Genomic DNA, 15274 nt, shown 5'->3' with positions numbered 1-15274 from the left:
CGGAGCGCCGACGCACGGGAGGTCCGCATGTCCGCACACGCCTGGCTGATCGTCGCCCTGGTGGTCTACTTCGCGGCGATGATCGCGATCGGCGTCTATGCCGCCGTGAGGACCAAGAGCCACAAGGACTACATGCTCGGCGGCCGCAACCTCCCGCCGGCGGTCGCCGCGCTCAGCGCGGGGGCCTCGGACATGTCGGGGTGGCTCGTCATGGGGCTGCCCGGCGCCATCTACGCCGCGGGGCTCATCGAGGCGTGGATCGCGATCGGCCTCACGATCGGCGCGTATCTCAACTGGCGGTTCGTCGCGCCCCGGCTGCGGGCGTACACCGAGGTCGCGGGCGACGCGATCACGATCCCGAGCTTCTTCGAGAACCGGCTGCGCGATCGGTCTCGTCTGCTGCGGGTGATCTCCGCCGTCATCATCCTGGTCTTCTTCACCCTGTACGTCTCGAGCGGCATGGTCGCCGGCGGCTTCTTCTTCGAGAGCGCGTTCGGCGGCGAGTACCTCGTCGGGATGCTCCTCGTGGGCGGGGTGACGCTCGCCTACACGCTGTTCGGCGGGTTCCTCGGCGCCTCGTTCACCGACTTCGTCCAGGGGCTGATGATCCTCGCCGCCGTGCTGGTCGTCCCCGTCATGGCGGTCGTCGCCCTCGGAGGCCTCGGCGAGGTCGGCACGGCGATCTCCGCTGAGCACTTCTCGATGCTGGGCGCCGCCGGGCTCACGGGCGCGACCGCGATCGCGATCGTCTCGTCCCTCGCGTGGGGCCTGGGGTACTTCGGCCAGCCCCACATCATCGTGCGCTTCATGGCGCTCCGCAGCGCCGAGGAGGCGAAGACCGCGCGCCGGATCGGCATGGCCTGGATGATCCTGTCGCTGCTCGGCGCCGTCACCGCCGGATTCATCGGCATCGCGTTCTTCCGCGTCGACGGCCTGGCCAATCCCGAGACGGTGATCCTCGAGATGGCCCAGGCGCTCATGCACCCCCTGGTGGCGGGCCTCGTGCTCTCGGCCGTGCTCGCGGCGATCATGTCCACGATCTCCAGCCAGCTGATCGTCACCTCCTCGGCGCTCGTGGAGGACATCTACCGCGTGATCGTGCGCACGTCGCCCGACCAGAGGATCCTGGCGCTGCTCGGGCGAGCGTGCGTGCTGGTCGTGGCCGTCGTCGCCATGGCGCTGGCCCTGAACCCCGAGAGCACGATCCTCGAGCTGGTCGGCTTCGCCTGGGCGGGCTTCGGCGCGGCGTTCGGTCCGCTCATCCTGCTGTCGCTGTTCTGGCGGCGCCTGAGCGCCGCCGGGGCGATCGCGGGCATGGTCGTGGGCGCGGTCACGGTCTTCGTCTGGCCCCTGCTCGGCACGGGCCTCTACGAGATCGTCCCCGGGTTCGCGCTGAACCTCGTCGTCGCGGTGGTCGTGAGCCGGATGACCTACCGGCGCGAGACCGCGGTGGACGACGAGTTCACGCGCACCGGGCTGATCCTGACCGGCGACGCGCACGCAACCGACGGGGCGGAGCCGCCCGCCCCGCGCACCTGAGGCCGCCACATGTCGCGCGGCGCGTCCGGCAATGCGACCTAGGCTGAGGGCATGGAGCAGCGCACCCTCGGACGCACCGGACGCGACGTGTCGGCGATCGGACTGGGCACCTGGCAACTGGGCGGCGACTGGGGCGACGTCGCGCCGAGTGACGCCTTCGGCGTGCTGGACGCCGCCTACGCGTCGGGCGTGACGTTCTTCGACACGGCCGACGTGTACGGAGACGGCCGCAGCGAGCAGACGATCGGGGAGTGGCTGCGCGCCAACCCCGACTCGGGCGTGTTCGTGGCGACGAAGATGATCCGCCGGGCGTCGGCGCCCGACCTGTCCGCTGCCACGCTCGACAACTTCCGCGCCTGGACGGACCGGTCGCGCCGCAACCTCGGCGTGGACACGCTCGACCTGGTGCAGCTGCACTGCCCGACCAGCGACGTATACGAATCGGATCGGGTGTTCGACGGCCTCGACACGCTGGTCGCCGACGGCGCGATCGCAAGCTACGGCGTCAGCGTCGAGACGGTCGCGGAGGCCCTGCGCGCGATCGGGCGGCCCGGGGTCGCGAGCGTGCAGATCATCCTGAACGCGTTCCGCCGCAAGCCGCTCGACGAGGCGCTGCCGGCCGCGATCGAGGCGGGCGTCGGGATCATCGCGCGCGTGCCGCTCGCGAGCGGCCTGCTGAGCGGCCGGTACACGCGCGAGACGACGTTCGCAGCCGACGACCACCGCACATACAACCGGCACGGCGAGGCGTTCGACGTGGGGGAGACGTTCGCCGGCGTGGACTTCGAGGCCGGCGTCGACGCGGCGTCCCGCTTCGCGGAGCTGGCGCGCGCCGCGGGCCTGAAGCCGACGACCGCTGCACTCGCCTGGGTCGCCCAGCAGCCGGGCGTGACGACGGTCATCCCCGGCGCGCGCAACGCGGAGCAGGCCCGCGCCAACGCCGCCGCCGGCGACGTCGAGCCGCTGCCGGAGGACTTCCTCGACGCGGTGAGGGACCTCTACGACTCGGCGATCCGCCCGCTGGTCCACCACCGCTGGTAACGGGCATGCCGACGGAGACGTCCGGCCGCGCCGCATGAACGGGGCGGGGGCGCGGGCGCCGGGGATCAGCCCTTGCCGTGGCGCGGCTTGCGCGGCGGACGGTCGTCGCGACGGTCGCCGTCCTGCGCGGGCCGGCGGCCGCGCGCCCGGCGGTCCGGCGCGATCTCGATCAGGCGACCCGAGATGCGGGTGTCGCGCAGCCGGTCGAGCACGCTGCGATCCAGGTTCGCGGGGAGCTCGACGATGGAGAAGTCGGGGCGGATCGTGATCGCCCCGAAGTCGTCGCGTCCGAGGCCGCCCTCGTTCGCCAGCGCGCCGACGATCTGCCGGGGCTCCACGCGGTGCCGGCGACCCACCTCGATGCGGTACGGCTCGTAGTCGCCGCGGCCACGGCGTGCGGGGCGGTCCTCACGCTGCGCGGTCTTCCCGCGAGCCGGACGGTCGTTCGCCGCGACGGCGGCGGCGAGCCGGTCGTCCTCGGCCTCCAGCAGCAGGGGCTTGTCGCCCTGCGCGACGACGGCGAGCGCGGCGGCGACGTCCGCCTCGGGAACGTCGTGGTGCCGCACGTAGTGGGCGATGACGTCCCGGAAGGTGTCGATGCGGTCGGTCTCCTGCAGCGCGGCGGTGATCGCGTCATCGAAGCGGGCCAGTCGCGTGCTGTTGACGTCCTCGGCGGTGGGCAGCTGCATCTGCGTGGGCTGCTGGCGGGTCGCCTTCTCGATGTGCCCGAGCAGGTAGCGCTCTCGCGGCGTGATGAAGCTGATCGCATCGCCCGTGCGCCCGGCGCGGCCCGTGCGGCCGATCCGGTGCACGTACGATTCGGTGTCGGTGGGGATGTCGAAGTTCACGACGTGGCTGATGCGCTCCACGTCGAGGCCGCGCGCGGCGACATCGGTGGCGACCAGGATGTCGAGCTTGCCGTCCTTGAGCTGGTTCACCGTCCGCTCGCGGAGGTTCTGAGGGATGTCGCCGTTGATGGCGGCGGCCGAATAGCCGCGGGCACGCAGCTTCTCGGCGAGCGTCTCGGTCTCGTTCTTCGTGCGGACGAACACGATCATCCCGTCGAAGTTCTCGACCTCGAGGATGCGCGTGAGTGCGTCGACCTTCTGCGCGTACGAGACGACGAGGTAGCGCTGCGTGATGTTGGCGTTGGTCGCGGTCTTCGCCTTGACGGAGATCTCCTCCGGGTCGCGCAGGTACCGCTGCGCGATGCGCCGGATCTGCGCGGGCATCGTGGCCGAGAACAGCGCGACCTGCTTGTCCTCCGGGGTCTGCGAGAGGATCTGCTCGACGTCCTCGGCGAAGCCCATCTTCAGCATCTCGTCGGCCTCGTCGAGCACGAGGTAGTCCAGGCCCGACAGGTCCAGCGTGCCCTTCGCGAGGTGGTCCATCACGCGGCCCGGGGTGCCGACCACGATGTGCACGCCGCGCCGCAGGGCCGACAGCTGCACGCCGTAGCCCTGGCCGCCGTACACGGGCAGCAGGTGCACGCCCTTCATGCGGGCCGCGTACGACTCGAACGCCTCGGCCACCTGCAGCGCCAGCTCGCGCGTCGGCGCGAGGACCAGCGCCTGCGGGGTCTTGCGGGACGTGTCGAGGCGCTCGAGGATCGGCAGCGCGAACGCCGCCGTCTTGCCCGTGCCGGTCTGCGCCATGCCGACGACGTCGCGGCCGCTGAGCAGTGTGGGGATGGTCGCGCGCTGGATCGGCGAGGGCGTCTCGTAACCGAGGTCGCGGATCGCGGCGAGCACGCGCCCGCTGATGCCGAGCTCCTCGAAGCCGGGATCGGCGGGGGGATCGGCGGATTCCGTGCGGGCGGGTTCTTCGTGGGTCACGTCGCCACGGTAGCGCGTGCGGATGTGCGAACGCCCCGTCGGCCTCACTCCGCCGACGCGGGTCCGCCGGCCCCGGAGGCTTCGAGCTGCTCGCGCACCTTGCGACGCAGCACCTTGCCGATCATCGACTTGGGCAGCTCGTCCACGATGAAGATGCGCCGGGGCACCTTGTAGGGGGTCAGGATGTCGCGCACGAAGGCGCGCACGGCGTCGGGGTCGATCTCGGCGCCGTCGTCGGGAACGACCGCGGCGACGACCTCTTCGCCGCTGCGCTCGCTCCTCAGGCCCACGACGGCGGCATCCGCGACGTCGGGGTGCTGGCGCAGCGCGCCCTCCACCTCGGTGGGTGCGACGTTGAAGCCACCCGTGATGATGAGCTCCTTGATCCGGTCGACGATGCGCACGAACCCGGCTTCGTCGATCGTGACGATGTCGCCCGTGCGGAACCAGCCGTCGACGAACACCTCCTCGGTCTCCTCCGGCTTGCCGTAGTACCCGCCGAAGACCTGCGGTCCGCGCACGAGGAGCTCGCCCGGCTGACCCGGCGTGACGTCTCGGCTCGGCTCGTCGGGATCGACCACCCGGCACTCGGTTCCGGGCAGCGGGAGGCCGACCGTGCCGGCGACGCGGTGCGACGCGACGGGGTTGGCCATCAGCACGGGCGAGCACTCGCTCAGGCCGTAGCCCTCGACGAGGAACCCGCCCGTCTCGGCCTCGAAGGGCTCGACGAGTGCGGGGGAGAGGGCCATCGCGCCGGAGATCGCGATCTCGGTGCCCGCGAGCGACACGCCGCGCTCCTTCGCGCGCTTCAGCAGGCGCTCGGCGATCGGCGGGACGAGGGGCAGGAACGTTGCGGGGTGCTTGCGCGCGACGTCCAGCACCATGTCGGGATCGAACTTGGGGAACAGCACCAGCCGCGCGCCCATCGACATCGCGAACGTCAGGCACAGCGTGAGGCCGTACGCGTGGAACATCGGCAGCACGGCATAGACCACGACGCCGTGGCCCCGGGTGATCGTCGGCACCCAGGCGCGCGCCTGCGCGGCGTTGGCGAGCAGGTTCCGATGGGTCAGGGCGGCGCCCTTGGGCGTCCCCGTGGTCCCGGAGGTGTACTGGATGATCGCGAGGTCGTCCGTGCCGGGGCCCGGGTGCGAGCCGGCGAGCGGCGCCGAGGCGTCGAGCGCCTCCCACGGGACGGCGCCGCGCACGCGCTCGGTCAGCTGGGCCCGGGACTCGCGCGCCTTCGGGATCGGCAGCCGCAGCGCGAGCCGCAGAGGCAGCGGCATGGCGCGCGTGACGTCCACGGACACCAGCGTGCTCACCCGCAGGTCCGCCGGGAACTCCTGCACGGTGCGGACGACCTTGCTCCACACGATCGCGTGCTTCGCGCCGTGGTCCTCGAACTGCTTGCGCAGCTCGCGCGGCGTGTAGAGCGGGTTGTGCTCGACGACGACCGCGCCCAGCCGCAGGATCGCGTAGAACGCGATGATGTGCTGCGGGCAGTTGGGAAGGATGATCGCGACGGGATCGCCGCGCCGCACGCCGCGGGCGCGCAGACCCTCCGCCACGCGCTCGATCGCTGCGTTGAGGGCGGTGTAGTCCATCGTGCGTCCGAAGAACTGCAGGGCGGGCGCGTCGGGGTAGTCGCGCCCCGAGGCCGCCACGAGGTCCAGCAGCGAGCCCTCGATCGGGTCGAGGTCGGCCGGCACCCCCTCGGCGTAGCTGTTCACCCAGGGCCTGGCGGGATCGTACGTCGTCACCCGACCAGCGTACGCGCCGGGCGACGGAGGGTAACCGACGCGCGCGGCGGACGCCGCCCGGAGCCCTGGGCACTCCGTCACCGAATGTTCACCGGGGTAGTCCAAGACGTTCACCGTGCGGCGGGGCGGGATTCACCGTCGCGGCCGAAGCTGGAACGTCACGTCATGAGGCGCTCCTGCGGGATGCGTCTCGCAGCGAGGGGGGAGGCGGCGCGATCGACGGGGGGTCAGCATCCGCCAGCACGCCGCTGGCGTGGGTGGAGTCGCCGCTGCAGCTTATCGGTGCCGCGGAGTGGGCGGCCGCGCACGACATCACGGTGCCGGTCGCGGGCCGGTTGACGGCCCAGATGCCGGAGACCGCCACCGAGCTCCTCGCCCGCGGCGCGCGCTTCGCCGCCACGGACGCCTATCTGGGCATCCCCTGGCGGGCCCTGATGCGGCATCGGCACTGGCTCGTGGGCGACGGGTTCTCCGGCCAGTTCCGGCTCGCGGCGGCGTTGCTGCGGCCCCGCCGGGTGACCTTCCTGGACGACGGCGCCAACGCGGTGCCCTTCGCGGACGTGCTGACCGGGCGCCGGCCCTACCGCCGGCCCGGCGTGACGGAGCGGGGGCTGACGACGCGCGTCGCTCCGCTCGCGCTCGACCACGTGCTGGGCCGCGCCATCGCCGGTCACGTCGAGATCTTCACGGCCTTCGACCTGGGCGAAGGGCGCCGGGACGCGCTGGCCGACCGCGGCATCCGGGTGCGGCGTCATCGATTCGACTGGACGCGGGCCTCGGCCCCGCCCAGCGGCCTGCGCGGCCGCGTCGTGCTGGGCAGCGCCCGGCCCGCGGACGGGCTGATGCCGCTCGGCGACTACGTCGCCTGGGTGGAGGGTGTCGCGCGCGGCACCTCGGTCGTGTACCTGCCGCATCGACGTGAGACGGACGAGCAACTGGCGGCGGTTGCCCGGATACCCGGAGTGGACGTGCGCCGCACGCTGCTCCCCGCGGAGCTGGTGCTCGCCGGGGCCGTGGACCTCGACATCGTGACGCTCGCTTCCAGCACGGTCACGACGATTCCGCTCGTGCTGGCGGGCACGGGCAGTGCCGTGCGCCCGCACGGCGTCGCGGCACCCGAGGGGCGCACCAGGTGACAGCGGGCGAGAGCGTGGGGCGTCCGTGAGCGCCTGCGTCGCGATCATCCCCGCCCGCGGAGGCTCGAAGGGCATTCCTCGCAAGAACCTCGCGCGCGTCGGCGGCGTCCCGCTCTTGGCGCGGGCGGTCCGCGCCGCGCGGGAGGCGCGGGGAATCGAGCTCGTGGTCGTGTCGACGGACGACGACGAGATCGCCGCCGTGGCCGCCGCCAGCGGGGCGCGTGTCGTGAGGCGCCCGGGGGAGCTGGCCGGCGATGAGGCATCGTCCGAGGCGGCTCTGCTCCACGCGCTCGCGGCGCTCGAGGCGGACGGCATCGAGCCGGGCACCGTCGCCTTCGTGCAGGCCACGTCGCCGTTCATCGACACGGATGCGCTCGGAGAGGCGGTGCGCCTGATCGGCGACGGAGAGCTCGACAGCGTGTTCTCGGCGGTGCCCACGTACGGATTCGTCTGGACCCGCAACGCGGACGGCACGTACTCGGGTCTCGGCCATGACGCCGCCCACCGCCCGCGTCGGCAGGACAGGGAGCCGCACCATCTCGAGACGGGGGCGTTCTACGTCTTCGATGCGGCCGGCTTCCGGGCTGCGGGCCATCGCTTCTTCGGCCGCATCGGCGTCGTGGAGGTTCCCGAGCAGACCGCGATCGAGATCGACGCGCCCGAGGAGCTCGAGCGCGCTCGAGCGATCGCCCCGCTGGTGGACCGCCCCGAGCCGATCGACGTCGACGCGGTCGTGACGGACTTCGACGGCGTCCACACCGACGACAGCGTTCTGGTGCGCTCCGACGGCCTGGAATCGGTCTCGGTGAGCCGTTCGGACGGCATGGGCGTCAAGCTGCTGCGGGCCGCCGGCATCCGCCTGCTCATCCTCTCGACCGAGACGAACGAGGTGGTCGCGGCCAGGGCGCGCAAGCTCCGCGTGGACGTGCGCCACGGCGTCGAGGACAAGGCCGCCGTGCTGCGCAGCTGGGCTGAGGAGGCGGGCGTCGACCTCGCCCGCGTGGCCTATCTCGGCAACGACGTCAACGACCTCGGCTGCCTCGCGTCGGTCGGCTGGCCCGTCGTCGTGCCCGAGGCCCATCCCGCCGCTCGCGCGGCGGCCCGCGTCGTGCTGACCCGGACGGGCGGGCGCGGAGCTGTGCGCGAGCTCGCGGAGCGCGTGCTGGCCGCCCGCGCGGCCACGCCCGTGGCGTCGCCGTCCGCTGCGACGTCCCATGTGTTCCATCAGGAGAGGACAGACCCATGACCGTTGCCATCGGATCCCGCGTCGTCGGGGGCGGCCAGCCCACGTACGTGATCGCCGAGATCGGGCTCAACCACAACGGCGACGTCGAGCTGGCCAAGCGCCTCATCGACGTCGCGGCGGACGCCGGTGCCGACGCCGTGAAGTTCCAGAAGCGCACGCCCGACATCTCCACGCCGGAGCACATGCGCGACGTGCCGCGGGAGACGCCGTGGGGCACCATGACATACCTCGAGTACCGCCATCGCGTCGAGTTCGGCCGTGACGAGTACATCGAGATCGGCGACCACGCCACGATGCGCGGTCTCGACTGGTTCGCGTCGCCGTGGGACGTCCCGGCCGTCGAGTTCCTGGAGGACCTGGGCGTCGTCGCCCACAAGGTCGCCTCGGCATGCCTGACGGATCCCGAGCTGCTGGGCGCCATCCGCGAGACCGGCAAGCCCGTGCTCCTGTCGACGGGCATGTCCACCATGGAGCAGATCGACCGCGCCATCGAGCAGCTCGGCACCGACCGGCTCGTGCTGCTGCACGCCACCTCGACCTATCCGATGGAGCCCGAGGAGGCGAACCTCCGGGTCCTGCGGGTCCTGCGGGACCGCTTCCCGGGTGTGCCGGTCGGCTACTCGGGTCACGAGCGGGGCCTGCAGATCTCGATCGCGGCCGTGGCGCTGGGCGCGGTGGCGGTCGAGCGGCACATCACGCTCGACCGCACGATGTGGGGTTCCGACCACGCGGCGTCGCTCGAGCCGACCGGACTGAGCCACCTGGTGCGCGACATCCGCATCGTGGAGGCGGCGCTCGGCGACGGCGTCAAGCGCGTGTTCCCGGGCGAGCTCGCGCCCATGGCCAAGCTGCGCCGCGTCGGAGCCTGACGAGTGCGGATCATCGGGGTCGCCGAGTCCGACTCCTACCTGAAGTGGGGCGCGGCGCTGCTGGGGCGAGCGCCCGACGACTGGGACCGGCGGCTCATGATCGTCGAGGGCGCCCTGACGGTGACGGCCGCGCAGGAGCGGGCCTGCGTGCACGGGACGCCGTTCGAGGGGTCCGCCCTCCCGCGGGTGGCCTACAAGGACCTCGTCGAGCGAATCACGGCCGAGCGGCCCGACGCGGTGCTCGTCGCCGCACACGGTCCGCTGGCGCGCGTCCTCATCGAAACCGTCGCCCGCGTCCAGCCGCGTCCCGTGATCCTCTCCGGGCTTCCCGGGATCTCGATTCCCGTGACCTGGCTCGCGCTGGAGCGCCGCGCGCAGGCGGACCTCATGATCGTCCACTCCAAGCGGGAGGTGCGCGAGTTCCGGGCGCTGTCGGTCGCGCGCGGATGGGACCACCGCCTGGCGCTGGCGTCGCTGCCCTTCGCGGATCGCGAGCGCCCGCACCGGGGAACCGACCTCGTGTTCGCCGCACAGTCCGTGGTGCCGCGCACCGAGCCCGACCGGATGCGCGTGGCGCGGCTGCTGGTGCGCGCCGCGCAGGCGCACCCGCACCGGCGCGTCGTGCTGAAGCTGCGCGGCACGGCGGGGGAGCCGCAGACGCACCGGGACGACCTGCCGTATCCGGCGCTGCTGGAGCGGCTCGCCCCGCTCCCGCCGAACCTCGCGGTCTCCACCGTCTCCATGGCGCGCGCGCTCGACACCGCGGAGGGGCTCGTCACGGTGAGTTCGACCGCGGCGATCGAGGCGATCGCGCGCGGCGTCCCCGTGATCGCGCTGGACGTCTTCGGGGTGAGCGACGAGCTGATCAACCCGGTCTTCACGGGCAGCGGGCTGTTCGGCGACGAGCGGGCGGTCGTCGACAGGGCGTTCCGCACGCCGCGACCCGAGTGGCTCGACGACAACTACCTGCACGACCCTGCGGACGACGACTGGGCGCCTCAGCTCGAGGAGCTGGTGCGACGGCGGCGTGCGGGCGAGCTGCCGCCGCGAGCGCCGCTGCCCCGGGTCGGGGGGCCGCTGCGGGCCGCCTGGCACCGCAAGCGCGTGCTCGGTCGACACGACCGCTCGCTCGCAGGCGTGGTCGCGCTCGCGATCGGCCTGCCGCTGCGCCGCGCCGTGCACTTCGTCAACAGCATCCGCGCCCCGCGCTCGGCGTCCTGAAGCGGGTGCCGCGGACCGCCTAGACTTGCGGGGTGTCTGAAATCACCCCCGATCTCGTGCGCCATCTCGGTGTGCTCGCCCGGATCCAGCTGAGCGACGAGGAGGTGACCCGCCTGACCGGAGAGCTCGACGCCATCGTCGACAACATCGCCAAGGTCTCGCAGGTCGCCACCCCCGACGTCCCCGCGACGAGCCACCCGATCCCGATGGAGAACGTCTTCCGCCCGGACGAGGTGGCCGTGACGCTGACCACGGCGCAGGCGCTGCAGAACGCGCCCGACGCCGACGGCTCGCGCTTCCGCGTGACCGCGATCCTCGGCGAAGAGCAGTAAGGGGAGCGAACCGTGACCGACGACATCATCCGGCTCAGCGCCGCCCAGCTCGCCGAGAAGCTCGCCGCCCGCGACGTCTCGAGCGTCGAGGCGACGCGCGCCCACCTCGACCGCATCGGCGCCGTCGACGGCGACGTCCACGCGTTCCTGCACGTCTCCGACCGCGCGGTCGACGTCGCGGCCGACATCGACCGGCGCCGCGCCGCGCGCGAGGAGCTCGGCCCGCTCGCGGGTGTGCCGCTCGCGATCAAGGACGTGCTGGTCACGACCGACATGCCGTCCACGTCCGGATCGAAGATCCTCGAGGGGTACGTCTCGCCCTTCGATGCGACCGTCGTCGCACGGTCGCGCGCCGCCGGCCTCGTCCCGCTCGGCAAGACCAACATGGACGAGTTCGCGATGGGCTCGTCCACCGAGCACTCGGCATACGGCCCCACGCGCAATCCGTGGGACCTCGACCGGGTTCCCGGCGGTTCGGGCGGTGGCTCGGCCGCTGCTGTCGCCGCGTTCGAGGCGCCCCTCGCGCTGGGGTCGGACACGGGCGGATCCATCCGACAGCCCGCGCACGTCACCGGCACCGTGGGGGTCAAGCCGACCTACGGCGGCGTGAGCCGCTACGGCTCGATCGCGCTGGCGTCGAGCTTGGACCAGGTGGGGCCGGTCACGCGCACGGTCCTGGATGCCGGCCTGCTGCACGACGTCATCGGCGGACACGACCCGAACGACGCCACCTCGATCCCCGACGCCTGGCCCTCGTTCGCGGAGGCGGCCCGCGAGGGCGCGCGCGGCGACGTGCTGAAGGGGCTGCGCATCGGCGTGGTCAAGGAACTGCCCGACAGCGGGTTCCAGACCGGCGTCGCGGCGTCCTTCCGCGAGGCGCTCGCGCGCATGGAGGCGCAGGGCGCCCAGATCGTCGAGACCAGCGCGCCCCACTTCGAGTACGCGGTCGCCGCGTACTACCTGATCCTCCCCGCCGAGGCGTCGAGCAACCTGGCGAAGTTCGACTCGGTGCGGTTCGGGATGCGCGTCGACGTGCCGGGAGGCACGGTCGAGGACGTCATGTCGGTCACGCGCGACGCGGGCTTCGGCCCCGAGGTCAAGCGGCGCATCATCCTCGGCACCTACGCGCTGTCCGCCGGCTACTACGACGCGTACTACGGCAGCGCGCAGAAGGTGCGCACGCTCATCCAGCGCGACTTCGCGGAGGCCTTCGCGTCGGTCGACGTGATCGCGACGCCCTCGGCGCCCACCACGGCGTTCCGCATCGGCGAGAAGATCGACGACCCGCTGTCGATGTACCTCAACGACCTCACGACGATCCCGGCGAACCTCGCGGGCGTCCCCGGCATCTCGGTGCCGTCGGGGCTCGCGGCGGAGGACGGGCTGCCCGTGGGCATCCAGTTCCTCGCGCCCGCCCGGGAGGACGCCCGACTGTACCGCGTCGGCGCGGCGCTGGAGGCGCTGCTCGTCGACGAGTGGGGCGGCCTGCTGATCGACCGCGCTCCCGAACTGCACGCCTCTGACGCGAAGGGAGCGGCGCGCTGATGGCCGCGGCACAGCTGATGGACTTCGACAAAGCCCTCGAGATGTTCGAGCCGGTCATCGGCCTCGAGGTGCACGTCGAGCTGAACACCAAGACGAAGATGTTCTCGCCGGCGGCGAACCCGGCCCACGCCGACAACCACGACGCCGAGCCCAACACGCTCGTCGCGCCCGTCGACCTGGGCCTTCCCGGCGCGATGCCGACCGTCAACGCCGAGGCCATCCGCTCCTCGATCAGCCTGGGCCTGGCGCTCGGCTGCTCGATCGCGCCGTCGAGCCGCTTCGCGCGCAAGAACTACTTCTACCCGGACCTCGGCAAGAACTACCAGATCAGCCAGTATGACGAGCCGATCGCGTTCGAGGGGCAGGTGGACGTCGAGCTCACCGACGGCACGATCGTGACGGTGCCGATCGAGCGCGCTCACATGGAGGAGGACGCCGGCAAGCTCACGCACGTCGGCGGCGCCACCGGGCGGATCCAGGGCGCCGAGTACTCGCTCGTCGACTACAACCGCGCGGGCGTGCCGCTCGTGGAGATCGTGACCAAGCCGATCTTCGGCGCCGAGCACCGGGCCCCGGAGCTCGCCAAGGCGTACCTGGCGACCATCCGCGACATCGCGATCGCGCTGGGCATCTCCGAGGCGCGCATGGAGCGCGGCAACATCCGCTGCGACGCCAACGTCTCGCTGCGTCCGCGCGGCGAAGAGCGACTCGGCACGCGGACCGAGACGAAGAACGTCAACTCGATGCGCTCGGTCGAACGGGCCGTCCGGTACGAGATCCAGCGGCAGGCGGCGATCCTGGCCGGGGGCGGCACCATCACGCAGGAGACGCGTCACTGGCACGAGGACACCGGCACCACGTCGCCGGGCCGGCCGAAGTCCGACGCGGACGACTACCGGTACTTCCCGGAGCCCGACCTGCTGCCGGTGGCGCCCAGCGCGGAGCTGATCGAGGAGCTGCGCGCGGCCCTTCCCGAGCCGCCGGCGGCGCGCCGCCGCCGGCTGAAGGCGGACTGGGGCTTCACGGATCTGGAGTTCCAGGACGTCGTCAACGGCGGGCTGCTGAACGAGGTCGAGGCGACCGTGGCGGCGGGCGCCGCCCCGCAGTCGGCCCGCAAGTGGTGGACGGGCGAGATCACGCGCATCGCGAACGCCGAGGGACGTGAGCCGGGCGCGCTCGTCGCGCCCGAGCACGTCGCGGCGCTCCAGGGGCTCGTCGACGAGGGCACCCTCACCGACAAGCTCGCGCGACAGGTGCTCGAGGGCGTCATCGCCGGCGAGGGCACGCCGCAGGAGGTCGTCGACGCGCGCGGGCTGGCCGTGGTCTCCGACGACGGCGCGCTCATCGCGGCGATCGACGAGGCGCTCGCCGCGCAGCCGGACGTGCTGCAGAAGATCCGCGACGGCAAGGTGCAGGCGGCCGGCGCGATCATCGGTGCCGTGATGAAGGCGATGAAGGGCCAGGCGGATGCCGCCCGCGTGCGCGAGCTCATCCTGGAGCGCGCGAGCCAGGCCTGACGTCGGCCGGGACGCTCCCGCCCGCTCCGGCGCGGCGGGGCGAGCCTCGCTGCGCCAGGGTCTCGCGGCGACCCTGGCGCTCGTCGTGGCCGGGCTCGCCCCGCTGGACGGCGCGCCCGCTACGGCGGCGTCGCATGCGACCCCCGCAGCCGCGCACCCCGCCTCGGCGGATGGGGGCGAGACGGCGACCCGCGAGGAGCTGGCCGCGGCGATCGCCGGGCTCCTCGTCGACCAGCTGTCCCCGTCGGCGCTGGCGGCGTCGGTCGTGATGGGGCACGTCGGCGGGACCGACGCGGGACGCCTGCGCGCCTACGCCGAGGAGAGCGGTGTCGGCGGGTTCATCCTGATGTCCTCCAACGTGCCCGCCGACGAGGCGGCTCTGCGCGCGCTCACCGACCGGCTCGCGGGCGAGCCGGCGGCGACGCTCCCGCTGCTGCTCGGCGTGGACCAGGAGGGCGGCGACGTCCGGCGGCTGCCGTGGGACGAGCTTCCCGCGGCGCGAGACCTCCAGCAGCGGCCACCGTCGGATGCGCGCGCCGCCTTCGAGGCGCGGGGACGCCTCCTGGAGGGCGCGGGGATCGCGGCGAACTTCGGGATCGTCGCCGACCTCGGCACCGACGTCTCCGGGTTCATCCGGCGTCGGGCGCTCGGCACGGATCCGGCGGGCGCCGCGCGTCGCGTCGCGGCCGCCGTCGCGGGCGAGCGTCCCTCCGCGTTCTCGACCCTGAAGCACTTCCCGGGTCACGGCGCCGCGCCCGGCGACTCGCACGTGGGCATCCCCGAGACCTCGATGCCGCTGGCGGAGTGGCGGCGCACGCACGCGCTGCCGTTCGTCGCCGGGATCGACGCGGGCGCGGAACTCGTGATGACGGGGCATCTGCGCTTCACCGCGGTGGACGACGAGCCCGCCTCCCTCTCCGCAGAGTGGTACCGCATCCTGCGTGAGGATCTCGGCTTCGAGGGGGTCGCGATCACCGACGACCTGGGCATGCTCCTGTCCTCGGGGGAGGACCGCTACGCCGATCCGGTCCGCAACGCGGTCGACGCACTGGCCGCGGGCGCGGACATGGTCATGGCGGTGGCCGGCTCGGACGCGGGCACAGCCCCGCGCATGGCGGCCGGCATTGTGGCGGCCGTCGAGCGGGGCGAGCTCGCGCCCGCCCGGCTCCGGGAGGCGGCGACGCGCGTGGCGACCCTCCGCGTCCTCGCCTCCGGGCTGCTCGACTGAGTCGT

At 72.8% G+C, this 15274-nt stretch carries 12 protein-coding genes; 10 read left to right on the top strand and 2 right to left on the bottom strand.

Annotated elements, in window-relative coordinates; all coding sequences use genetic code 11:
- Window positions 1-27: 27 nt before the first annotated feature.
- Together putP and IEX37_RS05245 are read left to right on the top strand one after the other, a co-directional pair.
- On the top strand, window positions 28-1539 hold the full coding sequence (gene putP / locus IEX37_RS05250; protein WP_188755201.1) for a sodium/proline symporter PutP: 1512 nt from the start codon (window positions 28-30) through the stop codon (window positions 1537-1539).
- A gap of 51 nt (window positions 1540-1590) precedes the next feature.
- Entirely contained in the window at window positions 1591-2580 is a 990-nt protein-coding gene (locus IEX37_RS05245) for an aldo/keto reductase (RefSeq protein WP_188755200.1), read from the top strand.
- Window positions 2581-2645: 65 nt separating this feature from the next.
- On the opposite strand, the gene IEX37_RS05240 is transcribed toward IEX37_RS05245, so the two are convergent.
- Window positions 2646-4415, bottom strand: a complete 1770-nt coding sequence (locus IEX37_RS05240) for a DEAD/DEAH box helicase (protein ID WP_188755199.1) — start codon at window positions 4413-4415, stop codon at window positions 2646-2648.
- A gap of 44 nt (window positions 4416-4459) precedes the next feature.
- Window positions 4460-6175 carry a long-chain-fatty-acid--CoA ligase gene (locus IEX37_RS05235; RefSeq protein ID WP_188755198.1) on the bottom strand — a complete coding sequence of 572 codons (1716 nt, stop codon included), beginning with the start codon at window positions 6173-6175 and terminating at the stop codon, window positions 4460-4462.
- A 257-nt stretch (window positions 6176-6432) separates the two neighbouring features.
- Here IEX37_RS05235 and IEX37_RS05230 point away from each other — a divergent pair, with 257 nt between their 5' ends.
- From IEX37_RS05230 to IEX37_RS05195, 8 genes are read left to right on the top strand one after another with little or no spacing between them, the layout of a single operon-like run.
- Window positions 6433-7311, top strand: a complete 879-nt coding sequence (locus IEX37_RS05230; RefSeq protein ID WP_229663088.1) for a hypothetical protein — start codon at window positions 6433-6435, stop codon at window positions 7309-7311.
- A gap of 25 nt (window positions 7312-7336) precedes the next feature.
- Window positions 7337-8557 (top strand): acylneuraminate cytidylyltransferase, encoded by a 1221-nt coding sequence (locus tag IEX37_RS05225; protein ID WP_188755197.1) that lies wholly within the window; start codon window positions 7337-7339, stop codon window positions 8555-8557.
- A complete protein-coding gene (locus tag IEX37_RS05220; protein WP_188755196.1) occupies window positions 8554-9426 on the top strand; it encodes an N-acetylneuraminate synthase family protein in 873 nt (290 codons plus the stop codon). Before IEX37_RS05225 ends, IEX37_RS05220 begins: the two co-directional genes overlap by 4 nt.
- A gap of 3 nt (window positions 9427-9429) precedes the next feature.
- Window positions 9430-10647 (top strand): DUF6716 putative glycosyltransferase, encoded by a 1218-nt coding sequence (locus IEX37_RS05215; protein WP_188755195.1) that lies wholly within the window; start codon window positions 9430-9432, stop codon window positions 10645-10647.
- Window positions 10648-10679: 32 nt separating this feature from the next.
- Window positions 10680-10979, top strand: a complete 300-nt coding sequence (gene gatC / locus IEX37_RS05210) for an Asp-tRNA(Asn)/Glu-tRNA(Gln) amidotransferase subunit GatC (RefSeq protein WP_188755194.1) — start codon at window positions 10680-10682, stop codon at window positions 10977-10979.
- 12 nt (window positions 10980-10991) lie between these two features.
- Window positions 10992-12524: an Asp-tRNA(Asn)/Glu-tRNA(Gln) amidotransferase subunit GatA gene (gene gatA / locus IEX37_RS05205; RefSeq protein WP_188755193.1), complete on the top strand. Its 1533-nt coding sequence runs from the start codon at window positions 10992-10994 to the stop codon at window positions 12522-12524.
- Window positions 12524-14041: an Asp-tRNA(Asn)/Glu-tRNA(Gln) amidotransferase subunit GatB gene (gatB, locus tag IEX37_RS05200; RefSeq protein WP_188755192.1), complete on the top strand. Its 1518-nt coding sequence runs from the start codon at window positions 12524-12526 to the stop codon at window positions 14039-14041. Before gatA ends, gatB begins: the two co-directional genes overlap by 1 nt.
- Window positions 13992-15269, top strand: coding sequence for a glycoside hydrolase family 3 N-terminal domain-containing protein (locus IEX37_RS05195; RefSeq protein WP_229663087.1), 1278 nt, complete (start codon window positions 13992-13994; stop codon window positions 15267-15269). Before gatB ends, IEX37_RS05195 begins: the two co-directional genes overlap by 50 nt.
- The last annotated feature ends 5 nt before the right edge of the window (window positions 15270-15274 follow it).

This window comes from Microbacterium album (genome assembly GCF_014643695.1).
GTDB classification, from domain to species: domain Bacteria; phylum Actinomycetota; class Actinomycetes; order Actinomycetales; family Microbacteriaceae; genus Microbacterium; species Microbacterium album.
Note: the sequence above shows the minus strand (reverse complement) of the source record. Positions and strands in the feature narration are given on the sequence as shown.

Coding starts and splice junctions, on each gene's coding strand:
- putP (WP_188755201.1), top strand. CDS start 28: ATGTCCGCACACGCCTGGCTGATCGTCGCCCTGGTGGTCTACTTCGCG.
- IEX37_RS05245 (WP_188755200.1), top strand. CDS start 1,591: ATGGAGCAGCGCACCCTCGGACGCACCGGACGCGACGTGTCGGCGATC.
- IEX37_RS05220 (WP_188755196.1), top strand. CDS start 8,554: ATGACCGTTGCCATCGGATCCCGCGTCGTCGGGGGCGGCCAGCCCACG.
- gatB (WP_188755192.1), top strand. CDS start 12,524: ATGGCCGCGGCACAGCTGATGGACTTCGACAAAGCCCTCGAGATGTTC.
- IEX37_RS05195 (WP_229663087.1), top strand. CDS start 13,992: ATGCCGCCCGCGTGCGCGAGCTCATCCTGGAGCGCGCGAGCCAGGCCT.